Genomic DNA, 20,467 nt, shown 5'->3' on the forward strand with positions numbered 1-20,467 from the left:
CTTTGATTTACATCGCAGGTCATGTTCAGCGCGTGGTGTTCAGCGCTTCGGTAATGACCTTGGCCACGTCTGCCGGGCGGGACTGATGCGGCACATGGCTGGTGGGCAGCGCCGTCGTTGTGGCATTTATTTTCCTGGCGAGTGCGCGCTGAAGTTCAGGTGCAATCATGCGATCGCGCTCACTGACGATGTACCACGATGGCTTCTGCTTCCACGCGGCCACGCTGATGCGTTCGTCGAACGCTCGGGTATTGATGGCGCCTTGCGTGGAGGCCATCAATCGGGCCTGCGCGGCGGGCACGTCCGGGGCAAAATCCTGCTCCATACCATGCTGCGTGAGCGACAGATACCCGGCCTTGTCGGCCACAAATTCGCGCATGCCCGGCGACGGCGGATAGTCTTTACCGAGCTCACCCGTGGTCTGCCCGACGTCCGGGGCGAAGGCGGCCACGTAAACCAGCGCCGCTACCTTGTCACTGGCACCGGCTTCAGTGATCACACTGCCGCCCCACGAATGCCCGACCAGCACCACTTTGCCCGGCGCCGCTTCAATAGCGCGACGGGTTGTGACCACATCATCGGCCAGTGAATTCAAACCGTTCTGCACGGCCCGTACTTGCACACCCTTGGCCTGTAACAAGGTGATCACCTTCGCCCAGTCAGAACCGTCGGCAAACGCACCGTGGACCAGCACCACGGAAGGATCGTTTGCAGCATTGGCGCAACACACCGAACCCAGTGCGGCCAACCCCAACGACATGGCGAGAACTGTCCTGCGTAACATCTGTATCTCCTTAAGTGAACCAACCAAACAGCGGCAATCTAGCCGCCGTGTTGCCTGGTCAACTAGGCCCCAATAGTTGGTTTCTCTTTCCCATACAGTGGACGATCCTTCTTGTATAGTTGGCCTCCTTTGGCTGATTGAATGTTGCCCAGTGCTCGATCTCAATGACCTTCAGTACTTTGTTATGGTGGTGGACCACGGCGGCTTCGCGCCGACCGCACGCGCGCTAGGCATTCCAAAATCCAACCTCAGCCGACGGATCGCACTGCTCGAAGAAAGACTCGGCGTGCGCTTGATCATCCGTAACACCCGCAGTTTCAAAGTGACGGAATTAGGGCTGACGTATTACGCCCATTGCCGTTCAATGCTGAAAGAGGCCGAAGCTGCTGAAGCGGCCGTTGCCATGACCCGCTCCGAACCTGGCGGCTTGCTGCGCGTCACCTGCCCGACGGTGTTACTGGAAGAATGCGTAGGCAGCATGATCACGCGATTCATGGCCATGCACCCGCGAGTCGAAGTGCATCTGGAAGCCAGCGACCGTCAAGTCGACGTGGTGGCCGAGGGTGTTGATCTCGCACTGAGAGTACGCCCGCCGCCCCTTCAGGATTCGGACCTGGTGAACCGAGTCATGTCCCAGCGGCCACAATGTCTGGTCGCCAGTCCCGCGCTATTGCAGCGCCTTGGCGAGCCCCTGGAACCGGAAGACCTGTCACGCTTCCCCAGCGTCCATCACGGCAGTCCGCAACGTGATTACAGCTGGACGTTGTTCCACCAAGATGGCGCGGAATTTACGATTCAGCATCGTCCGCAACTCATCACCAAGGGACTGCCGATGCTGCGTTGCGCAGCGATGGACAGCGTGGGTATTGCGCAGATGCCTATGTCGCTGGTGCACGACTACATTGATCGCGGGCAACTGGTGGTGGTTTTGCCAGACTGGGCGCCGAGGACTGAAATGATCTACGCCGTGTTTGCGAGCAGGCATGGGATGCTGCCCTCGATGCGGATGCTGATTGATTTCATGGTGGAGCAATTCAAATTGCTGGATGACCCGGCGCGAGGGATGCGGGTGAGTTCGCCGGTTTGAAGGACACAAAAAAGGCCACTGGCCGTCACTGGCTCAATGGCCTTTTCTTACAAGTAAATCCGCCCCCTTTTTCTCCTTAACCGCTACGCCACAAGCTCGACGTAACTCGACTCCCCACCTCCAGTCGCGCCCGACAGCCAACCCCATACGAAGGTCAGCGTGGTACGTCCTGCGTGATCAACGCCAACTGTGCCCCGGGACCAGCCGGCAAGAATCTCACCATCCGTAGTCAGGCACTGATAAAGAAGCTCAATAGTATCGGGGCCTGTCACGCGCCCGACTTGATTACCCATGCGGATATGGCCGCCCTGGTAAGTACCCCAAATAGCACTTTCCTCGACATGGTAGTGAAATACTGTGCGTGCATCGGATAGCCCGTGGGCGTTGTCTACTACCGAAAATCGGCGATTGTTCAAACGCTCGCTGATTTGAGAAAAGGGGATTTCCATAAATGTCGCGTCCTTTAGTCGAGATAATCCATTCCAGCCTTCGGTGATCTTAAGCCATTTTGTCGCGATGGATGAAGGCACTACTTTGGCTATCTCTGGAGCTGTGAACTCAGGAAACACCACCGTTTGTCACTTTCTCAGCACCTTCCCCGTCCCGGTTTTTCCAACGCTATACACCCCTCACATGGCAGACCTAAATGATGAACAGGACAATGGCTGCTTTCACGATCGCGGGCCTGTTCGCCTGCTCGTTTTTCGCACTTGCTGCCGAAAAGACGACTGGAGAATCTGCTGTGCCGCCTGCCGCGGTTCCCGGAGCCAACCAGGCTCAGGGCACTGAATCCAAGGAGGACAAGGCTGACAAAAAAGGTGAGGAAGCTGCGGGTTCAAACTCCGGCGCAGAGTCGGAAGCGACGGCCAAAGATGCGGCCACCTCTAGCGGTTCGGAGGACGTTGAGCAAAAACCAACGCAGTAATGAGTTAGCGGTCCGCCCGCTTCGGCCTTAGTGTTGCGTAATCTGTAAAGCTGAATTCGGGACACAAAAAAGCCCACTGACCGTCACCGGTTCAGTGGGCTTTTGATCAGGCCTCTAGTTACAGAGCCATATCAGTAGCAGCATTAGCTTTTGGCGCCTTAGCCGGAGCAGCAGCCGGAGCCACCATCTGACCAATCGCCGGCGGCGGAGTGAGCTGCAACACCTTGGCGGTGTAAGCCCACTCCTCAGCCACTTTCTCAGGGCTGCCATTCAATTGAGTGCCATAGCTAGGCACGATCTGGTGCAGCTTTTCCTGCCAGGCTGGCGAAGCAACCTTGTCCTTGAACACTTTCTGCAGCACGGTCAGCATGATCGGCGCAGCCGTCGAAGCGCCCGGCGATGCGCCCAGCAAACCGGCAATGGTGCCGTCCTGCGAAGCAACAATCTCGGTACCCAACTTCAGCACGCCACCGGCGGCTTCATCACGCTTGATGATTTGCACGCGTTGGCCGGCTTGCCACAGGCGCCAGTCTTCGGCTTTGGCGTTCGGGAAGTACTCTTTCAGGGCGTTGAGGCGGTCTTCGTCAGACAGCATCAGTTGGCCGGCGAGGTACTCGACCAGCGGGTATTCCTTGATGCCGACTTTGGTCATTGGCCACACGTTGTGCGTGGTGGTGGTGGTCAGCAGGTCCAGGTACGAGCCTTCTTTCAGGAACTTGGTGCTGAAGGTCGCGAATGGGCCAAACAGGATGACGCGCTTGCCGTCCAGGACACGGGTGTCCAGGTGCGGAACCGACATTGGCGGTGCGCCAACGGAGGCTTTGCCGTAGGCCTTGGCCAGGTGTTGCTCGGCGATAGTCGGGTTTTCGGTCACGAGGAACGAGCCGCCTACCGGGAAGCCTGCGTATTCCTTGGCCTCAGGAATGCCGGACTTCTGCAGCAGGTGCAGTGCACCGCCGCCCGCGCCGATGAAGACGAACTTGGCGTCTGTTTCGGTTTTGGTGCCGTCTTTCAGGTTTTTGTAGCTGACGCGCCAGCTGCCGTCTGCGTTCTTGGTGATGTCTTGCACTTCGCTAGACAGCTTCAAGTCGAACTTTGGCGTGGTTTGCAGGTGCGCGACGAACTGGCGGGTGATCTCGCCAAAGTTCATATCGGTACCGATCGGGCTCCAGGTGGCCGCGACTTTTTGGTTCGGGTCACGCCCTTCCATCATCAGCGGAACCCACTTCTTGATCACAGCCGGGTCTTCGGAGTACTGCATGCCGGCGAACAGCGGGCTCGCTTGCAGGGCTTCGTAGCGCTTTTTCAGGAACTTGATGTTGTCATCGCCCCACACAAAGCTCATGTGTGGCGTGGAGTTGATGAACGAACGCGGGTTCTTCAGCACGCCTTGCTGAACCTGCCAGGCCCAGAATTGACGGGAGATCTGGAAGGCTTCGTTGATTTCAACGGCTTTCGGGATCTGAACGTTGCCTTTATCGTCTTCCGGGGTGTAGTTCAACTCGGCCAGGGCGGAGTGACCGGTACCGGCATTGTTCCAGCCATTGGAGCTTTCCAGGGCGACGCCGTCGAGGCGCTCGACCATTTCCATCGACATACCAGGTTCCAGCTCATTGAGCCAGACACCGAGGGTCGCGCTCATGATGCCGCCGCCGATGAGCAGCACATCGACTTTCTTTGCCTCTTCCGCTTGCGCGGACGCGATCCCCATCGACAAAGCCAGCCCCAGCAGGGCCGTGTTCATTTTTTTAAACATGTGTAGCACCTATGATAAAACGCCATCCGCCCTTCCATCCTCATGCATGAGGCCCCCTGGTTCACGGCATGCAGGCAGCATGCTGTGGGTTGCGCACTGATCAGGATTGGAGGGTGGGCACACAAGGCCGACTTATGCATCGACCTCAGTTTATATGTCCCTACTGAACTGACTTTTTATCATTATTGGCTTCAGCTACTTGAGCGACAGTGATTCTGTTGGCGCGTCTCAAGGACGCGCAAACTGAATAGGTCAAAGCAAGTTGGGGCGAAGAATATCACGACACGACAAACCCGCGCGTCTGTTCCCGACTTGATAGTCCGGGCACGGGCGCTGAGCCCACTATACTCATCGTGATTTTCTCGACGAACCTGTGAGGAGCAGTCATGAGCGACAAAGACGATTTGCGCAAATATTCCTCCCAAGTGGTCGACGGCGTGGAGCGCGCGCCCGGCCGCGCGATGCTGCGGGCCGTGGGTTTCACGGACGAGGACTTCAAGAAACCGCAGATCGGCATCGCCTCCACGTGGGCGATGGTCACGCCCTGCAACATGCACATCGACAAGCTGGCGATAGAAGCCGAAAAAGGCGCGAATGCCGCTGGGGCCAAGGGCGTCATTTTCAACACCATCACCATTTCCGACGGCATCGCCAACGGAACCGAAGGCATGAAGTATTCGCTGGTGTCGCGTGAAGTGATCGCCGATTCCATTGAAGTCGTGGCCGGCTGCGAAGGCTTTGACGGTCTGGTGACCGTGGGCGGTTGTGACAAGAACATGCCGGGCTGCCTGATCGGTATGGCGCGGCTGAATCGCCCGTCCATCTTCGTGTATGGCGGCACCATCCGGCCGGGCGCCGGCCACACCGATATCATCTCCGTGTTCGAGGCCGTGGGTCAGCACGCGCGGGGGGATATCAGCGAGATTCAGGTCAAGCAAATCGAAGAAGTGGCGATTCCGGGCCCGGGCTCCTGCGGCGGCATGTACACGGCCAACACCATGGCTTCCGCGATTGAGGCGCTGGGCATGAGCCTGCCCGGCTCCAGCTCTCAGGACGCCGTCGGCAGCGACAAGGCTTCGGACAGTTTTCGCGCCGGCCAGCAGGTCATGGAGCTGCTCAAGCAAGACATCAAACCGCGCGACATCATGACCCGCAAGGCCTTCGAAAATGCCATTCGCGTGGTGATCGCCCTCGCCGGCTCAACCAATGCCGTGCTGCATCTTCTGGCCATGGCGCATGCCGTGGATGTCGAGCTGACGCTGGATGATTTCGTCGAGCTGGGCAAGGTGTCCCCGGTGGTGGCCGACCTGCGCCCCAGCGGTCAATACATGATGAGTGAACTGGTGGCCATCGGCGGTATCCAGCCGCTGATGAAGCGCATGCTCGCCGCTGGCATGCTGCATGGCGATGCGCTGACGGTCACCGGCAAAACCCTCGCCGAAAACCTGGAAAACGTGCCCGATTACCCCGAGGGTCAGGACGTGATCCTGCCCTTCGACCAACCGATCAAAAAGGACTCGCACCTGGTGGTGCTGCGCGGCAACCTTTCGCCCACTGGTGCCGTGGCCAAGATCACCGGCAAGGAAGGTTTGCGCTTTGAAGGCACGGCGCGGGTCTACCACGGCGAGGAAGGTGCGCTGGCCGGCATCCTCAACGGCGAAGTCAAGGCCGGCGATGTGATCGTGATTCGCTACGAAGGCCCCAAGGGCGGCCCCGGCATGCGCGAAATGCTCTCGCCGACTTCGGCGGTCATGGGCAAAGGGCTGGGCAAGGACGTTGCGCTCATCACCGACGGCCGTTTCTCCGGCGGGTCACATGGGTTTGTGGTGGGCCACATCACGCCCGAAGCCTTTGATGGCGGGCCGATCGCGCTGATTGAAGACGGCGACAAGATCACCATCGATGCTGAAACACGGCAGATTTCGGTCGATGTTTCCGACGCCGAACTGGCCGAGCGCAAGACCCGTTGGGTGCGCCCGGAATCCAAGTACAAACGCGGGGTGTTGGCCAAATACGCGAAGACCGTGTCCAGCGCCTCGGAAGGCGCGGTGACGGATAAGTACCTCTAACGCCTCAAAGCCGAAACCGATCCACCGACTGCGACAGCTTGCTCGCCAAAGTGGACAACTCATCGGTGGTCGAGGCGGTCCGGCCGATGATCTTGCTGTTGCCTTCGGACATGCCGGCAATCATTTCGACCTGATGGGCGATTTCGTTGCTGGCCAGGCTCTGCTCACCGATGGTGCGGGTGATGTCGTTGACCAGTTGCGTGGTGTTCAGCGTGGCGTCGAGGATTTCGCGGATGGCGCGCTCGACGTCGGCGGTCACGGCCATGCCTTTGTCGACCTGCGCCACGCCCGCCTCCATGCTGGTCACCGCCTCACGGGTGCTTTGCTGGATGCGTGACACCATCGTGGCAATTTCCTGGGTGGAGGCACTGGTGCGTCCCGCCAGACTGCGCACTTCGTCGGCCACCACGGCAAACCCACGCCCTTGCTCACCGGCACGAGCGGCTTCGATCGCGGCGTTGAGCGCCAGCAGGTTGGTTTGGTCGGCGATGCCCTTGATCACCTGGATGATGCTGAAAATCCCTTCGGACTCCTTGTCCAGCGTGCGGATCACCTGGGCCGATTGCTGCGCCGAACGCGCAATACCGTCCATGTCGTTGACCACCTGATGGATCACACGACCGCCATCCTTGGCCAGTGCCTCGGCCTGATTGGCCATGTTCAGCGCACGCTCGGCGTGCCGAGTGATTTCCTCGATGCTCGCGGTCATTTCGCTGGCCGCCGCCGCCATGGTGCTGGCAGCTACGCTTTGCTGCTGGCTGCTGCCGGCCACTTCGTGGCAGCCACTGCTCAATTGCTCGCTCATGCCGCTCACGCCGTGGGCGTTACTGCGCACGACTTCGATCATGCCGCGCAAGTCACGCTGCATGGTCGCGAGGCTGCGAATCAGGGCGCTCGCTTCGTCGTTGTGAGTGGGCTCGACAATCGGTTCGCTCAGGTTGCCATGGGCAATGCTGTCGGCGATGCGGCTGGCGGTCTGCAACGGCCCCATGATGCTCAGCATCACCCAGCGCCCTTGGGCCAGCAGCAATAACAGGCTGGCGATCAGGACGCCGCCGAGGGTGAAGTTGGCGTTGCTGATGACTTTTTGGGTGCCGGCACTGGTCTGTTGGGTGTTGGTTTCGATCAGTTCGCTGAGGGCGGCCATCTGATCTTCCAGCTGGCTGAATACGCTACTGAAACTGCCCAGTTGTTGCTGCGCGGCCTCCGGATTTTCCAGCGCCAGCGCGACGATGCGTTCGGCTGCGCTGATGTAGGTATCGAGGCTGGGCTTGATCTTGTTCAGACTCGCTTTAAGGGTGTCGTTGACCGGCAGCTTGAGGTTTTCACCGAGCATTTCACGAAAATGCGCTGCATGTTCCTCGATGGAACTGCGCACCTCCGCTTTGCTGCTGGTGCTTTTGCCCAACCCGACCAGCATCGCGGACAGCACGTCGGCGCGTAATGCGTCGTGCATCATGTCGGCTTCGAGGTGATTGCGCAGCACGGCCATACTGACCTCGTTGTCATTCACCGCAGCAGCCATCTGGGCGTTTCCCAGGTAACTGACCAGGCTCATGATCAACGCGGTAATCAGCCCGGTGCCAATCAGCAGAATCAAACGTAATTTTATGGACACTCTGTGGATCCTCTCTCAGCACGTTTGTCAGTGGCGTAAAGCCAACTGCGGATTGGTTTGCTGAAAAGGTTATCGACTGGCACGAGTGGTTATTGAAGCGAATATCCATACGCGCATGTCTTTACGACATGCGGTATGTTTTTTCGGTTTTGATGGCGCCCGAATCAGGCAGCCGAGAAGAAGTATCGCGTCAGGTGAAAGAAGATCGGCGCTGCGAAGCAAATCGAGTCCATCCGGTCGAGCATGCCGCCGTGACCTTTGATCATGGTGCCCCAGTCCTTGGCGCTCAGACTGCGTTTGATCGCCGACATGACCAGACCACCGAGGAAGCCCATCACCACGATGACGAACGACATCATCAGTGACTGCCAGAAGCTGAAGGGGGTCATCCAGAACATGCAGCCGCCAATCAGCGTTGCGGACAGGCCGCCACCGACCAACCCTTCCACCGTTTTTGACGGACTCACCAGCGGCGCAACTTTGTGCTTGCCGAAGAGCTTGCCGAACACGTACTGCAACACGTCACTCAATTGAACGACGAACACCAGATAGAACAGCAGCAGCGCGTTCTGGCCCGTGAATCCTTCCAGATCCAAAAGCAAAAGTGCGGGCGCATGGCTGATGCAATAGATGCAGATCATCACGCCCCACTGGATTTTTGCCGTCCTTTCCAGAAAGCCGTCAGTGTCCTGACTCAGCACGGCAATCGCCGGCAACAGCAGGAATGAATACACCGGAATCAGCAGCGTAAACATCGAATACCAGTGCGTACCGATCAGAATGTATTGCAGCGGGATCAGGATGAAAAACGCCGAAAACAGCGCGTTATGATCACCCCGTCTGGTCGGAGTCAGGGTGATGAACTCCCTTAGCGCGAACAGTGAGATGAATCCGAACAGGACGACCGTTGCATTGCCGCCCAGCAGGTAGGAAGCGAAGAAGATGATGACCATCCCCCACCAGGCATTCACGCGCTGATTGAGGTTTTCGATGGTCGAGACAGCGCCTTCCGTTTTGGCCCGCCGGGCCAGCAGTCGACCGGCCAGCGAAGCAATCGCCAGCAAGCACGCCAATCCAAAAAAGAACCACAAAAACTTTGCTTCAAGACTCATTTCGACAGCCCCACAATGGCGTTACGCGCGCGGTCCAGAAACACCTGTTTATCCTCGCCAGCAATCCTTTCCATCGGATTGCCGATACGGATCGTGCAGATGATCGGCAGAGGGACGTGTTTGCCTTTGGGCATGGAGCGATGAAGGTTTTCCAGGTAGATCGGCACCAGGTCGACATCGGGGAAGGTTTCGCTCAACCGGTAAAGACCTGATTTGAATTCCCCGGGCAGGGCCTCGGTTGAGCGAGTGCCTTCCGGAAAGAAGATGATCGAATGACCCGCCTGCACCACATCGAAAATGGGCTCCAGCGCGTTTTTACCGGGCGCCGGTTTACGGTCAATCAACACGGCATTAAGGCCTTTCTGGGAGATGTACGACAGAAACCGGTTCTTTCCCCAGTAATCGGCAGCGGCGATCGGCTTCACATTTAACCTGGCCTCGGGCGGCAGGGCCGCAATGATGGCCAAGGTGTCCATGTGGCTGGTGTGATTGGCGAAATAGATTCGCTGACGCGTGAGATCCGGCGGGCTCTCCCATCTGGCCGTGACGCCAATAACCAGTCGAAGCACAGAAATCAGCGCATTACTGATCCACATGGTCGGTCCCCTTCAGCTGCCTGGCGATCGCCAGCGTTCGCGTGACGCAGGTTGCGACTGAGCCAATGGCGATGACAGCCAGCGCGATCAACAGTACGTAGTGAGTGCCATAAACGTTTGCTTCGACGGCATTCAGCAGAAGCCCTGCGGTCATCACGGCCATTCGATGCTGCTTGGCCATAGGGCCGATGAAGGTCTGCTTGAGACCGATCGAGCCGCCGAACACCCGGACATAAGCAGTAAGTGCCGCCGCCAGGGCAGCAAACCATCCGAGGTCGGATTGGCCAATGGCATACCCCAACCCTACGATCAGCAGGCTGTCGGCAATCCGGTCCGGGAATTCGTTGTAGAGACTGCCGATATCGGACTTCTTGCCACCTTCTATCGCCACCATCCCATCGAAGAGGTTGCACAGCAGGCGCAACTGAATGCCGATCGCGCAGCAGATCGATCCAATGACACCGCTATCGATATTGAGCGCCACGACGCCGGCAAACGCGAAGGCGATGCTGGCGACGGATATCTGATTGGGGGAAATGTCTCTTTTTACCAGAATGTCGGTGATGCGTTTTGCCCAGCCCGCAGAGCGCGTCTTGATGGGCCTTCTGTTGTCATCCACTGGCCAATATCCCTATAAGTGATGAGTTACTACGTGTTGCATTGTAATGGCGAGTCGCGCTGACTACACCCCGCAATTGCAGACTTTGCTTCGGTTGTGGTTTTGGGGTTTTTCATTAGCGATCAGGAACCCTAGGCAATACCGAACTTGTCGATGCACGCCTGTAAAGTCAGGGCATTGACCAGTGCAAAACCGCTGGCGGTGTTATCGAAGATGCACCAGGTGGGGATCCCCTCCTGTGCCGCTTTTTGCATTTGTTGCGCCAACGCCTGCAATCGATCCGGCTCATAGTCACTGTGATAAATGCGTGGCGAGCCATGCAGTCGCCAGTATTGAATGCCAGGCCAGCCACCCGGTGTCCCACCACCTGGCATCGGCGACGGATCAGCCGCGACTCGCCCGACTTTCTGCTCCACCAATAAAGCGTCTGCGTTCAGCCAGGTTTCATGCCGAGGCTCGAGTACCAAAGCCCCTGCATATCGCTGCCGCAAAGCCAGGAAGAACTGTGTGGCGGTGCCCTCGTCGTAAGACAGCGACGGCGGCAACTGAACCAGAAGACAACCCAACGAATCGCCAAGCGCCGTGCACTGGGAAAGAAACTCGTCCAGCAGCTGCTCGCAACCCTGCAATCGCTGCACATGAGTGATGAGTTTGGGCACCTTCACCGAAAACCGAAACGGCACCGGCACCGGCACCGATTGCGCCCAGCGTAAATACGTTTGTGGTCGATGCGGTCGATAAAACGAGCTGTTGATTTCTACCGCTGTCAGCTGCGATGCATACCGCTGCAAATGCGTGCCGTGGGCAGGAAACATCGGCCAGTGCTCACGAGGCAGGTTCCAGCCCGCACAACCGATGTGAAACAACGAACCCAGCGTCGTCCCGGCCAAGAGTTTTCACCTTCATTTTTTGGAACAGCGTCCCGACCTTTAACTTCGAGACAGGGTCTCAACGCAAGTTCGTTTTTTCCTTGGTCGCATGCTAGGTTGTACGACGACCGACGAGTGACGTTTTCACTCTCGCTCCGACGACCCAAAACAACAAGGAAACACCCATGAAAAAAGTGAAACTGCTGATTGGATTCTTGTGCCTCTTCAGTGGCTACGTAGCCGCCGCTCCTGCTTCCGGGGACAAGGAGGTTGCGCAAGCCGTCGACCATCTGACGCAAGCCATGTTGCACAAGAACATTGCTGATCTGAAAGCGCTGACCGCCGAGAACCTGACCTACGGGCATTCCAGCGGGAAGATCCAGGACAAGAAAGCATTCATCGACGATATCGAAACCGGCAAAAGCGCGTTCAAAACGTTAGAGATGCAAAACCAGACCATCACCGTATCGGGTGATGTAGCGTTGGTCCGCCATCACTTCTCAGCACAAGCGCTCAAAGGCACCGAAGTGGTTCCGACCGAAATCGAGAACTTCCAGATTTGGCAAAAACAGAAGGGCCACTGGTTGCTGGTAGGCCGACAAGCGTTCAAGTTCTGATTTTTGTGTAACGAAGGGGACGCCGGTTAGCCAGGCTACGGTGTCCCCTACTCTCTCCTTTTACCTGCAAGACAACCGTTGATCCGCGAGTGCGCGGCGGCAATGTCTGTCGATTCAAACTGCGACCACTCGTAGAAAAGGCCAGCGAGCCTGATAACTCCGGGCCTTCTGATCGAACAGATCGGGCTGATGATTCACCGGATTGATCCGTAAAAGCCCTTCTTCGACATCGCTCAAACCGTAAGGCGCATACATCTCGCCGGTCACCACATCCAGACCGATACACGTCCCGGCAATCAGATACCGATCAATGCCGTCCTTTGCCGAATGAAGCTTGGGATAAGCCCTGCCAAATCGCTGACCGTACCAAAGGTGAACCCGTGCCTGGTTCTTGATTTCGATGTTTACGTCGAAGTCGTGAAAGAGCTTCCGGGCGGCGATGATGACTTCATTCTCGGCCTCCCACGACACGTCTTCATCAAAGTAGAAAACGTCGTAATCCTTGATGCCCCAAGCGGCGGGAAGCCCGGTTTGATGATTCCAGACCGCCTGAAAAAGGCAGCCCGCCGTCAACATGCATTGGTTCAAGCCGAGTGAAGGCAAACGCCGGGCAATCTCGGCGTTAGCCGGATTGGCCATCGCGATCTCAATCAACGTTTCAGCGGTTAACGTCATGCTCTCTCCATGGGGTGCATTTCATCCTGGGGCTGACGATACCTTAAAACTGCCTGACGAAAGACCGGACACCTGGGTTTCACTCAACTCGGCAGACCGCTAGAGTGGCGCGACCGACACCTGAGAAACGATGAACATGGATGCGCTTCACCAAGGAAGTTGCCTGTGCGGCGCAGTGAAATATCGAGTGGCCGCCGAGCTGAAAGCGGTTACCCATTGCCATTGCAGTAAATGTCGCAAGGGCCACGGGGCAGCGTTCGCTACGTATGCAAGCGCACCCAGGTCGGCGATTACGATCATTGTGGGGCTCGATACGCTGAAAACCTATCACTCGTCTGAAGGTGTCGCCCGACAGTTCTGTGGCGATTGCGGCTCTTCGCTGTTTTGGTCTGATTCCAAAGGTGAGTTTTCGGATGGGATGTCCGTGGCGATAGGCACGTTGGACACGCCGTTTCTGAGTAAAAAACAGAAACACGTGTGCGTTGCATCGAAAGCGCCGTGGTATGAGATTGAGGATCGCTGGCCACGAATTGAGTGAACTTTTTCGGCCAAAAGGCGAAACCACTTGAGGTACATTGATACCTGATCAGCCAAACCAGACAAAAACCCTCAAAACCTCCTGGGATGACACCGTGAACGCCAATCAGAAGCTGCGGACTTTCGACTTGATTCTTGAGGCCGTGTTGCCGGAGTTCCGCGACCGGGTCGCCGAGTACCTGCCGCTCTACGAGGAAGCGCTACACGACGATAATGCCTGCATTGACGAGCTGCGCGCATCGGCCCATCAGCTCAGGGGCTACCTGCGAGGCCTGAACACGACCAGGGTATTGGGCATGGCGGACTGGGAAGAACTGGACCGCCGTGTTGCCGAATCGTGGTTATGACCGATGCGACGACCCGCGGCCGGACGCTAAACTCACTGATGGGAGGAACCGTACTATGACGACGCGAACTGAAACTGCCATCCTGGCAGGTGGCTGCTTCTGGGGCATGCAGGATCTGCTGAGACGCTACCCCGGCGTAGTGTCCACGCGGGTAGGCTACTCGGGCGGCGATGTACCCAATGCGACTTACCGCAACCATGGCACGCACGCAGAAGCGATCGAGATCGTGTTCGATCCGGACCAGATCAGCTATCGCCAGATCCTCGAGTTTTTCTTCCAGATCCACGACCCGACGACGAAGAATCGTCAGGGCAACGATGTGGGTATGAGCTACCGCTCGGCACTCTTCTATCTCAACGAAGAACAGAAGCAGGTGGCCGAGGATACGGTGGCCGACGCAGATGCATCTGGCTTGTGGCCCGACAAGGTCGTGACTGAAATCGTGCCCGCAGGCCCGTTCTGGGAGGCAGAGCCGGAACATCAGGACTACCTCGAACACTATCCCAACGGTTACACCTGCCATTTCATTCGGCCAGACTGGAAACTGCCTAAACGAGCGTGATGGTCAGGCCAAAAACGGTCTCGCCGACGACTGTCGGCGAGACCGCTTCACGCCGAATACCCATCTGGTTTACCCAAAGCACCCCGTGCAGCCTGCCTTCCCGGCAGGCTGCGCTGGCCACTGCGCTCAATCGTCCTCATGCAACTTGATACCGCGGGCGTGAAGCAGGTGCGGAACCACCAGCACCAGCAGCGTCAGCGCGAGGAACGCGGCCGATATCGGTTGCGTCACAAACACCAGCCAGTCTCCCTCGCTGATGGACAACGCATTGCGCAGCTGTTTTTCAGCCATGGGCCCTAGCAACATGCCGACGATCACGGGGGCGACGGGGAAATCGAAACGACGCATCAGCACCCCGCCCCAACCGATCGCCAACATCAGCAAAAGATCGAAGGAAGAGTGACGCATGCCGTACACGCCAATGGTGGCAAACACCAGAATGCCGGCGTTCAGGTACGGCCGGGGAATCTGCAGGAGTTTGACCCAGAGGCCCACCAGTGGGAGATTCAACACCAGCAGAATCACGTTGCCGACATACAGCGAGGCCACCAGGGTCCAAACCAGTTCCCCTGACGTCTGGAACAGCATCGGCCCCGGTTGCAGGTTGTAGTTCTGGAACGCGGCCAACAGAATCGCCGCGGTGGCGGACGTCGGTATGCCAAGCGTCAGCAGCGGCACCAAAGAACCCGTCGCGCTCGCGTTGTTGGCCGCCTCGGGACCGGCAACCCCCTCGATCGCCCCCTCGCCCTTGCTGCCCGCAAACTCTTTCGGGTACTTGCTCAATTTGCGTTCCGCCGAATAGGACAGGAACGTCGGAATTTCGGCGCCCCCTGCCGGAATCGACCCGAAGGGAAAACCGATCAACGTGCCTCGTAGCCAGGCGGGGACCGAGCGTTTCCAGTCAGCGCGCGTCATCCACAACGAGGTCAAGCGGTGCCGACCGGACGCTTCTTCTTTTTGATAAAGCAGGCTGTATAAGGCCTCGCCCACTGCAAACAACCCGACTGCCACAAGCACGACTTCGATGCCATCGACCAACTCCGGCACCGCCAAAGTGTAGCGGGCAATGCCCGAGGTCGAGTCCAGGCCGATCAAGCCGATGGTCAGCCCAATCCCGAGCGAGGCAAAACCGCGCAGCATTGAAGCGCCGAGTACCGCAGACACCGTCGTGAAGGACAACACCAGAATCGCGAAATACTCGGCAGGACCAAACTTGAGCGCCAGCGTGGCAACAATCGGGGCAAACAACGTCAGCAACACCGTCGCGATGGTGCCGGCAACAAATGAGCCTATCGCGGCGGTGGCCAGGGCCGGTCCTGCCCGGCCGTTGCGCGCCATGAGATTGCCTTCAAGGGCCGTGACCATGGAGGACGATTCACCGGGTGTATTGAGCAGGATGGAGGTGGTCGAGCCGCCGAACTGCGCGCCGTAATAGATACCGGCGAACATGATCAGGGCGCCCGTAGGATCGACCTTGGCGGTGATCGGCAGCAGCAGCGCCACCGTCAGCGCCGGTCCAATACCCGGCAAGACACCAATGGCGGTACCGAGCAAACAGCCGATAAAGCCCCACATCAAATTGATCGGTGTCAGCGCAGCGGAAAAACCTATGGCCAGGTTCGCGAGAGTTTCCACCTTGTTACCTCCTTCAGCCCGGGTCAGATCCAGGCGTTGACAAGGGGCGGCAGGGAAACCCCTAGCCCGGCGTTGAACAGCCAGTAAATCGGCAGGGTCAAGGCAATGCCGATAGCGAGGTCCTTCACCGGATGGCGACTGCCAAAACCCCGCGCCGAACAGGCAAACAGCAGCCCGGCGGCTAATACGAAGCCGATGAGGTTGATCAGCACGGCCACCCCCACAAGCCCCGCCGTCACCCAGGCTGCGCCGGACTTGCCGCCGGGCAGCGCTTTGTCAGCTTCGTCGCTGTGGTCTGCCAACTCGCGGAAACCACCGGTGAAGGCCTGATAACACAGCAACAGACCGACGACGCCCAGGAACACTGCGACGGCATACGGATAGACATGGGCCCCCAGGATGACGAACCCCATCTCGGGAGGAAATAGAAAAGCGCCGTACGCCAACACGGCGCTGATGGCAATGACTCCGGCGCCGATCGCCAGTTGTACCGGCACGATTGCGCGAGGCTGAGTCATTTCGAAACCAGCCCGACCTCGACCAACATTGCACGCAGTCGCACATGCTCTTCGTCGACGAATGTGCCGAACTCATCGCCGGTCAGGACGTTGGGTGACCATTTGTTGGTGTCGATATTTTCTTTCCAGACTTTGCTGTTGGTGGCGGCGACGACGGCGTCAGTGACTTCTTTGCGCTGCTCGGGCGTGAGGTTCGCGGCACCGTAAACACCCCGCCAATTACCGATGGTCACGTCGTAGCCTTTCTCCTTGAGGGTCGGTGCATCGATGCCTTCAATGCGTTCAGGCGCGCCGATGGCGAGTACTCGGAACTGGCCGTTCCTGATGTATTGGCCCAGCTCGGCATAACCACCGGTGATCACCTTGATCTGGCCGCCCAATGCCTGAGCAACGACTTCCCCCCCACCCGAGAAGGCGACGTAATTCACCTTGTTGACCGGGACACCCATTTTCGCGGCCAACTCGGCAATGCCGATGTGATCGATCGACCCCTTGGAGCCACCGCCCCAGGAAATACTGGTCGGTTTGTCCTTGAAGACTTTCAGCAGGTCCTCCAGGGTTTTGAACTCGGACTCCTTGCGAACGGCAATCACGTTGTATTCGGTAAACAGCCGGGCAATCGGCGTCACGTCCTTCAAGGTGATTTGTGGCTTGTTCTGTTCAATGGCAGTGACCATGATCGCACCGACAACCAGCAACGCATTTGGATCGCCCTTGGTGCTGTTCGCAAACTGCGCCAGCCCCAACGTCCCCCCTGCTCCGCCCTTGTTCTCGAAGGTGGTGGATTTGGCCGTGTTGGCCTCGATCAAGGCTTTGCCCAGAACCCTGGCGGTCTGGTCATAGCCACCCCCCACAGAACCCGGGGCCATGAACTTGACGGTGTCCAGCGCAAAGGCCGGTGTCGCAAGCGCAGCAGCGGTAACGGCCGTTGCGATGCAGCGGCTGAATAGACGGAACAAAGCGGACATTAGTTGTCTCCCGATTGCATTATTTTTATAGGTGCCGGGTGAAAATCGATCAGGAAGCGAACCCTGCTCAATGAACATTGGCCTGCGGATTAGCGTAGGCCATGGTTAGGGAGACAGCATTTAACGAATTCGCTATCGTCACGCGATGATTGAACCGGACCCGCTCGAGCCAGGAAGGTGAACACATGGCCAACCCTCATGCCGATGACCGCCGCAGCGCATGGTCGGTGTTTCTGATCTTCCTGCGCCTTGGGCTCACCTCTTTCGGTGGGCCCATTGCGCACCTGGGTTACTTCCGCGATGAGTTCGTCACACGACGGCGCTGGCTGAGTGAGCGCAGCTATGCGGATCTGGTCGCGCTCTGCCAATTCTTGCCGGGGCCGGCCAGCAGCCAGGTCGGCATTGCGCTGGGTCTGTCTCGGGCGGGATACGCCGGGGCGCTGGCTGCCTGGTCGGGCTTCACGCTGCCTTCGGCCCTTGCCCTGATCCTGTTTGCACTGGGCATTTCCCATTACGGCACTGCCCTCGCGCCCGGCGCACTGCATGGCCTCAAAGTGGTGGCCGTCGCGGTGGTTGCGCAAGCGGTCTGGGGCATGGCGCGCAACCTGTGCACGGACGTGCTGCGAGTCACCCTCATGGCGATTGCGGCTTGCGTCGCGTTGCTTGAACCGTCCGCCTGGGGACAGGTCAGCGTGATTGCCGCCGCGGGCGTCGCCGGCCTGCTGTTGTTCAAACCCGATCAGCGTGCCGAGCACGATCCACTGCCGGTCACGATCAGCCCCCGGGCCGGGGCGTTCTGGCTGTCGCTGTTCCTGGCATTGCTGGTTGGCTTGCCTCTCTTGTCGCAGTTGCTGCCCAGTCAAACCGTGGCGATGGTGGATGCCTTCTACCGGTCCGGCTCACTGGTGTTCGGCGGCGGGCACGTCGTTTTGCCACTGCTGCAAGCCGAGGTGGTGCCCTCTGGCTGGGTCGACAACGAAACCTTTCTTGCCGGGTATGGCGCCGCGCAGGCCGTACCCGGCCCCTTGTTCACCTTCGCCGCGTTCCTCGGCGCCTCGATGAACTTCGCCCCGTCGGGCTGGATCGGCGGCATGATTGGCTTGCTGGCGATCTTTGCGCCGTCCTTTCTGTTGATCGTGGGGGCCTTGCCTTTTTGGGAACGCTTGCGCCGCAGTTTGCGCACACAGGCCGCGCTGGCCGGCGTCAATGCAGCGGTGGTCGGCCTGCTGTTGGCCGCGCTGTATCAGCCTGTCTGGACCAGTGCCATTTTCAAGCCGCAAGACTTCGGTTTGGCACTGGTCGCCCTGGTTGCACTGATGTTCTGGAAACTCCCACCGTGGCTAGTGGTTATCGGCTGCGGGGTCGCGGGGTGGCTGTTGCCCCTTATATAAGTCTTGCCAACGCACTCAAGAAAGGGGCAATCATCAGGTATTGGTTTTCCACTGCTGATCTATTTGGAGGCGTGGAAATACTGGACGTAAGGTCTGATTTTGAGCCGCGCCTGCTCGTGACTATGGGACGGCAGCCCCAGGTAATTCAAGGTGATCGGGAGGATCTGCGTAGGGTTATCGATAATCGCCACGCCGCACTGGCTCAGTTTCTTGATGTTGTTTTCATCAAAAAACAGATTCCAGGAATGAGTGACATCGGTGTTGCCGAAGATCGCCTTGATCTTCTCGACGTTGTAGCCAATACCCGCCGTGCCCCACATGTACGGATAACCGTATTGATTGCCCGGATCATTGATCCTCGAGTTTTTTCATCAGTGCCGGATCAAGGTTTTTTCAGTTGGACAGCTGGCTTTTATCGAGTTTCTGAACCGCCCCGGCCTTTATCAATCGGTACAGAAAATGGTTCGAAGGGCTCACCACGTCATAGCCGGTGTTGCCGGTCATCAACCTGGATTCGAGCACTTCGTTGCTGTCGTGAATGTCGTACGTTGCCTTGACCCCCGTTTCCTTGGTGAACGTGGTCAAGGTGTCGTCGGCGATGTAGCCGTTCCAGTTTGAAATATTGACGACTTCGTCAGTGTAAGTGGCAGCCGACAACGTCGCCAGCACGACCGCCAGGGAAATGTTATTGACGCGCATGTTCAATCACGGCGTGTTTGATGCGGCGGCGCGAGGACTGGGGGTCGCCATGACTGACCTGACCCTGGCAGGCGAATCACTTGAACGAGGCGTGCTGGTCGTTCCGTTCGGCCACCCCTTGAAGACCCGCGGCATTTAAGCCTTGAACCTGCAACCTTCCGCCGCCGCTCATCCAGCCTCTTCGCTGATCATGCAGTAGTTTGCCCAACAGGCCGAACAGCCAGCAGGCGAAGTTTGACCACCAGGGTTTGAACACTACGTTCCGCGCCCCAACCCTTGTGTCGCATTGGCAAAAGCAGCGCTCGCCTCTTGAACCAGCTTGCGCCATTCAACGCTGTTGATGAGTCCGGTGCGCTCCATCTCATCGGCAGCCTTGAGCAACTCGTCATATTGCTCTTCGGCATCCATCCGGATTTCGGGCACTTTCAGGAGCTGATACCAGGCCGCCAGGGCTTCGCTCTTTTGATCATCACTCATGCTCAAACTCCCAAAGACACTCTTCGCTTTGAAGTTTTTTCATGGGTGGCGTTCCTCGCTCCCGACATACGGCAGGCATACAGACAGGCGCGCCGTGCATTACAAACTTGTCATTGAGTTTCGAGCTGCCGTCGAGCCACCTGTCTTTGGTCTCTCACTCCAAAAAAATCGCCGACCTGATCCTCGAAGCCGCCGGTCGCCAACCGTAACGTCGGCGCCGTTTCATCACACAATTGTCATTCAACTGTGGGTCGGCTGTGCGGATCGCCTGGTTAACCTGAATTCACTGCCAGGCAACCCATCGGCAGCCAACCCGCCCCTGAATAGAGGGAATCATCATGAAAATGTTAATCCTCGGTTTTGCTGCTCTCCTCGCCACCGGTTCGGCGTTTGCCGGCACCCAGCCCGTCGAACCTGTCATCCACGACAAGACCGGTTTCTTCGTCAACCTGGATATCGCCAAAGACCTGTCCAGCAATATCATCTCGCAAGATTGCGGCATCGTCCCCACGCAGCTGATTTACCTCGACCATCAGGGTCGCAAGCACGTGCTGGATTACCAGGTCCAGGGCATGGGCTGCATTGGCGATAATTGATCACACGCCT

The 20,467-nt window shown here is 58.2% G+C and carries 22 protein-coding genes and 4 pseudogenes; 11 read left to right on the plus strand and 15 right to left on the minus strand.

All coding sequences use genetic code 11. The annotated features are described in order from the left end of the window. Positions 1 to 25: 25 nt before the first annotated feature. Positions 26 to 784 carry an alpha/beta fold hydrolase gene (locus FQ187_RS12150; protein ID WP_149629655.1) on the minus strand — a complete coding sequence of 253 codons (759 nt, stop codon included), beginning with the start codon at positions 782 to 784 and terminating at the stop codon, positions 26 to 28. A 151-nt stretch (positions 785 to 935) separates the two neighbouring features. Between FQ187_RS12150 and FQ187_RS12155 the strand changes: the two genes are divergently transcribed. Further along, complete coding sequence (locus tag FQ187_RS12155; protein WP_149629656.1) at positions 936 to 1,871, plus strand: LysR substrate-binding domain-containing protein; 936 nt, start codon at positions 936 to 938, stop codon at positions 1,869 to 1,871. Positions 1,872 to 1,954: 83 nt separating this feature from the next. Here FQ187_RS12155 and FQ187_RS12160 read toward each other — a convergent pair whose 3' ends face one another. Continuing rightward, positions 1,955 to 2,320 carry a hypothetical protein gene (locus tag FQ187_RS12160; protein ID WP_149629657.1) on the minus strand — a complete coding sequence of 122 codons (366 nt, stop codon included), beginning with the start codon at positions 2,318 to 2,320 and terminating at the stop codon, positions 1,955 to 1,957. Between the two features lie 200 nt (positions 2,321 to 2,520). Here FQ187_RS12160 and FQ187_RS12165 point away from each other — a divergent pair, with 200 nt between their 5' ends. After that, positions 2,521 to 2,796 (plus strand): hypothetical protein, encoded by a 276-nt coding sequence (locus FQ187_RS12165; RefSeq protein WP_149629709.1) that lies wholly within the window; start codon positions 2,521 to 2,523, stop codon positions 2,794 to 2,796. Between the two features lie 118 nt (positions 2,797 to 2,914). Here FQ187_RS12165 and mqo read toward each other — a convergent pair whose 3' ends face one another. Next, the gene (mqo, locus tag FQ187_RS12170) at positions 2,915 to 4,552 is read right to left on the minus strand and encodes a malate dehydrogenase (quinone) (RefSeq protein ID WP_149629658.1); all 1,638 of its coding nucleotides are present in this window, start codon (positions 4,550 to 4,552) and stop codon (positions 2,915 to 2,917) included. 386 nt (positions 4,553 to 4,938) lie between these two features. Here mqo and ilvD point away from each other — a divergent pair, with 386 nt between their 5' ends. Beyond that, a complete protein-coding gene (ilvD, locus tag FQ187_RS12175; RefSeq protein WP_149629659.1) occupies positions 4,939 to 6,621 on the plus strand; it encodes a dihydroxy-acid dehydratase in 1,683 nt (560 codons plus the stop codon). 4 nt (positions 6,622 to 6,625) lie between these two features. On the opposite strand, the gene FQ187_RS30875 is transcribed toward ilvD, so the two are convergent. The 6 genes and pseudogenes from FQ187_RS30875 to FQ187_RS12200 all read right to left on the minus strand — a co-directional run bounded on the left by FQ187_RS30875 (position 6,626) and on the right by FQ187_RS12200 (position 11,381). Then, the gene (locus FQ187_RS30875) at positions 6,626 to 7,489 is read right to left on the minus strand and encodes a methyl-accepting chemotaxis protein (protein WP_371925541.1); all 864 of its coding nucleotides are present in this window, start codon (positions 7,487 to 7,489) and stop codon (positions 6,626 to 6,628) included. Further along, positions 7,484 to 8,239 (minus strand): annotated as a pseudogene (locus tag FQ187_RS30880) (MCP four helix bundle domain-containing protein); the annotation flags it as partial. The gene FQ187_RS30875 and the pseudogene FQ187_RS30880, both read right to left, overlap by 6 nt. Before the next feature lie 164 nt (positions 8,240 to 8,403). Continuing rightward, positions 8,404 to 9,351 carry a phosphatidate cytidylyltransferase gene (locus FQ187_RS12185; protein WP_134418514.1) on the minus strand — a complete coding sequence of 316 codons (948 nt, stop codon included), beginning with the start codon at positions 9,349 to 9,351 and terminating at the stop codon, positions 8,404 to 8,406. After that, positions 9,348 to 9,947: a 1-acyl-sn-glycerol-3-phosphate acyltransferase gene (locus tag FQ187_RS12190; protein ID WP_149629661.1), complete on the minus strand. Its 600-nt coding sequence runs from the start codon at positions 9,945 to 9,947 to the stop codon at positions 9,348 to 9,350. Before FQ187_RS12190 ends, FQ187_RS12185 begins: the two co-directional genes overlap by 4 nt. Beyond that, entirely contained in the window at positions 9,934 to 10,566 is a 633-nt protein-coding gene (locus FQ187_RS12195; protein ID WP_149629662.1) for a CDP-alcohol phosphatidyltransferase family protein, read from the minus strand. The genes FQ187_RS12190 and FQ187_RS12195 overlap by 14 nt, the downstream gene beginning before the upstream one ends. Positions 10,567 to 10,697: 131 nt before the next feature. Then, positions 10,698 to 11,381: a DUF72 domain-containing protein gene (locus FQ187_RS12200; protein WP_149629710.1), complete on the minus strand. Its 684-nt coding sequence runs from the start codon at positions 11,379 to 11,381 to the stop codon at positions 10,698 to 10,700. A 239-nt stretch (positions 11,382 to 11,620) separates the two neighbouring features. Between FQ187_RS12200 and FQ187_RS12205 the strand changes: the two genes are divergently transcribed. Further along, positions 11,621 to 12,052 carry a nuclear transport factor 2 family protein gene (locus FQ187_RS12205; RefSeq protein ID WP_149629663.1) on the plus strand — a complete coding sequence of 144 codons (432 nt, stop codon included), beginning with the start codon at positions 11,621 to 11,623 and terminating at the stop codon, positions 12,050 to 12,052. 114 nt (positions 12,053 to 12,166) lie between these two features. On the opposite strand, the gene FQ187_RS12210 is transcribed toward FQ187_RS12205, so the two are convergent. After that, on the minus strand, positions 12,167 to 12,727 hold the full coding sequence (locus FQ187_RS12210; RefSeq protein ID WP_149629664.1) for a nucleotidyltransferase family protein: 561 nt from the start codon (positions 12,725 to 12,727) through the stop codon (positions 12,167 to 12,169). 136 nt (positions 12,728 to 12,863) lie between these two features. Between FQ187_RS12210 and FQ187_RS12215 the strand changes: the two genes are divergently transcribed. From FQ187_RS12215 to msrA, 3 genes are all read left to right on the plus strand, one after another. Then, positions 12,864 to 13,265, plus strand: coding sequence for a GFA family protein (locus FQ187_RS12215; RefSeq protein WP_149629665.1), 402 nt, complete (start codon positions 12,864 to 12,866; stop codon positions 13,263 to 13,265). A gap of 112 nt (positions 13,266 to 13,377) precedes the next feature. After that, positions 13,378 to 13,611 (plus strand): hypothetical protein, encoded by a 234-nt coding sequence (locus FQ187_RS12220; protein WP_371925542.1) that lies wholly within the window; start codon positions 13,378 to 13,380, stop codon positions 13,609 to 13,611. 55 nt (positions 13,612 to 13,666) lie between these two features. Further along, positions 13,667 to 14,173 (plus strand): peptide-methionine (S)-S-oxide reductase MsrA, encoded by a 507-nt coding sequence (msrA, locus tag FQ187_RS12225; RefSeq protein WP_149629667.1) that lies wholly within the window; start codon positions 13,667 to 13,669, stop codon positions 14,171 to 14,173. Between the two features lie 126 nt (positions 14,174 to 14,299). Here msrA and FQ187_RS12230 read toward each other — a convergent pair whose 3' ends face one another. Genes FQ187_RS12230 through FQ187_RS12240 form a run of 3 tightly spaced genes read right to left on the minus strand, consistent with a single transcriptional unit; the run spans position 14,300 to position 17,294 of the window. Further along, positions 14,300 to 15,808, minus strand: coding sequence for a tripartite tricarboxylate transporter permease (locus FQ187_RS12230; protein WP_149629668.1), 1,509 nt, complete (start codon positions 15,806 to 15,808; stop codon positions 14,300 to 14,302). Between the two features lie 23 nt (positions 15,809 to 15,831). Continuing rightward, the gene (locus FQ187_RS12235; protein ID WP_149629669.1) at positions 15,832 to 16,326 is read right to left on the minus strand and encodes a tripartite tricarboxylate transporter TctB family protein; all 495 of its coding nucleotides are present in this window, start codon (positions 16,324 to 16,326) and stop codon (positions 15,832 to 15,834) included. After that, the gene (locus FQ187_RS12240; protein ID WP_149629670.1) at positions 16,323 to 17,294 is read right to left on the minus strand and encodes a tripartite tricarboxylate transporter substrate binding protein; all 972 of its coding nucleotides are present in this window, start codon (positions 17,292 to 17,294) and stop codon (positions 16,323 to 16,325) included. The genes FQ187_RS12235 and FQ187_RS12240 overlap by 4 nt, the downstream gene beginning before the upstream one ends. A 185-nt stretch (positions 17,295 to 17,479) precedes the next feature. Between FQ187_RS12240 and chrA the strand changes: the two genes are divergently transcribed. Next, on the plus strand, positions 17,480 to 18,685 hold the full coding sequence (gene chrA, locus FQ187_RS12245) for a chromate efflux transporter (protein WP_149629671.1): 1,206 nt from the start codon (positions 17,480 to 17,482) through the stop codon (positions 18,683 to 18,685). A 62-nt stretch (positions 18,686 to 18,747) separates the two neighbouring features. Here chrA and FQ187_RS12250 read toward each other — a convergent pair. Then, positions 18,748 to 19,384 (minus strand): annotated as a pseudogene (locus FQ187_RS12250) (extracellular solute-binding protein); the annotation flags it as partial. A 19-nt stretch (positions 19,385 to 19,403) separates the two neighbouring features. On the opposite strand from FQ187_RS12250, the pseudogene FQ187_RS12255 reads away from it, so the two are divergent. Beyond that, a pseudogene (locus tag FQ187_RS12255) lies at positions 19,404 to 19,583 on the plus strand (LysR family transcriptional regulator); the annotation flags it as partial. 56 nt (positions 19,584 to 19,639) lie between these two features. Here FQ187_RS12255 and FQ187_RS12260 read toward each other — a convergent pair. Further along, entirely contained in the window at positions 19,640 to 19,861 is a 222-nt protein-coding gene (locus FQ187_RS12260) for a hypothetical protein (protein ID WP_149629672.1), read from the minus strand. Positions 19,862 to 19,977: 116 nt separating this feature from the next. Here FQ187_RS12260 and FQ187_RS30735 point away from each other — a divergent pair. After that, positions 19,978 to 20,070, plus strand: a pseudogene (locus FQ187_RS30735) (alpha/beta hydrolase); the annotation flags it as partial. A 129-nt stretch (positions 20,071 to 20,199) separates the two neighbouring features. After that, positions 20,200 to 20,457, plus strand: coding sequence for a DUF2790 domain-containing protein (locus FQ187_RS12270; RefSeq protein WP_149629673.1), 258 nt, complete (start codon positions 20,200 to 20,202; stop codon positions 20,455 to 20,457). Positions 20,458 to 20,467 lie beyond the last annotated feature (10 nt).

Source organism: Pseudomonas sp. ANT_J28 (genome assembly GCF_008370005.1).
Lineage (GTDB): Bacteria > Pseudomonadota > Gammaproteobacteria > Pseudomonadales > Pseudomonadaceae > Aquipseudomonas > Aquipseudomonas frigoris.

Excerpts from the sequence above, each read along its gene's own strand:
- FQ187_RS12150 (WP_149629655.1), bottom strand. The coding sequence starts at position 784 with ATGTTACGCAGGACAGTTCTCGCCATGTCGTTGGGGTTGGCCGCACTG.
- FQ187_RS12160 (WP_149629657.1), bottom strand. The coding sequence starts at position 2,320 with ATGGAAATCCCCTTTTCTCAAATCAGCGAGCGTTTGAACAATCGCCGA.
- FQ187_RS12165 (WP_149629709.1), top strand. The coding sequence starts at position 2,521 with ATGAACAGGACAATGGCTGCTTTCACGATCGCGGGCCTGTTCGCCTGC.
- mqo (WP_149629658.1), bottom strand. The coding sequence starts at position 4,552 with ATGTTTAAAAAAATGAACACGGCCCTGCTGGGGCTGGCTTTGTCGATG.
- ilvD (WP_149629659.1), top strand. The coding sequence starts at position 4,939 with ATGAGCGACAAAGACGATTTGCGCAAATATTCCTCCCAAGTGGTCGAC.
- FQ187_RS30875 (WP_371925541.1), bottom strand. The coding sequence starts at position 7,489 with ATGCAGCGTGACTTGCGCGGCATGATCGAAGTCGTGCGCAGTAACGCC.
- FQ187_RS12185 (WP_134418514.1), bottom strand. The coding sequence starts at position 9,351 with ATGAGTCTTGAAGCAAAGTTTTTGTGGTTCTTTTTTGGATTGGCGTGC.
- FQ187_RS12190 (WP_149629661.1), bottom strand. The coding sequence starts at position 9,947 with ATGTGGATCAGTAATGCGCTGATTTCTGTGCTTCGACTGGTTATTGGC.
- FQ187_RS12200 (WP_149629710.1), bottom strand. The coding sequence starts at position 11,381 with ATGTTTCCTGCCCACGGCACGCATTTGCAGCGGTATGCATCGCAGCTG.
- FQ187_RS12205 (WP_149629663.1), top strand. The coding sequence starts at position 11,621 with ATGAAAAAAGTGAAACTGCTGATTGGATTCTTGTGCCTCTTCAGTGGC.
- FQ187_RS12210 (WP_149629664.1), bottom strand. The coding sequence starts at position 12,727 with ATGACGTTAACCGCTGAAACGTTGATTGAGATCGCGATGGCCAATCCG.
- FQ187_RS12215 (WP_149629665.1), top strand. The coding sequence starts at position 12,864 with ATGGATGCGCTTCACCAAGGAAGTTGCCTGTGCGGCGCAGTGAAATAT.
- msrA (WP_149629667.1), top strand. The coding sequence starts at position 13,667 with ATGACGACGCGAACTGAAACTGCCATCCTGGCAGGTGGCTGCTTCTGG.
- FQ187_RS12235 (WP_149629669.1), bottom strand. The coding sequence starts at position 16,326 with ATGACTCAGCCTCGCGCAATCGTGCCGGTACAACTGGCGATCGGCGCC.
- FQ187_RS12240 (WP_149629670.1), bottom strand. The coding sequence starts at position 17,294 with ATGTCCGCTTTGTTCCGTCTATTCAGCCGCTGCATCGCAACGGCCGTT.
- chrA (WP_149629671.1), top strand. The coding sequence starts at position 17,480 with ATGGCCAACCCTCATGCCGATGACCGCCGCAGCGCATGGTCGGTGTTT.
- FQ187_RS12260 (WP_149629672.1), bottom strand. The coding sequence starts at position 19,861 with ATGAGTGATGATCAAAAGAGCGAAGCCCTGGCGGCCTGGTATCAGCTC.
- FQ187_RS12270 (WP_149629673.1), top strand. The coding sequence starts at position 20,200 with ATGAAAATGTTAATCCTCGGTTTTGCTGCTCTCCTCGCCACCGGTTCG.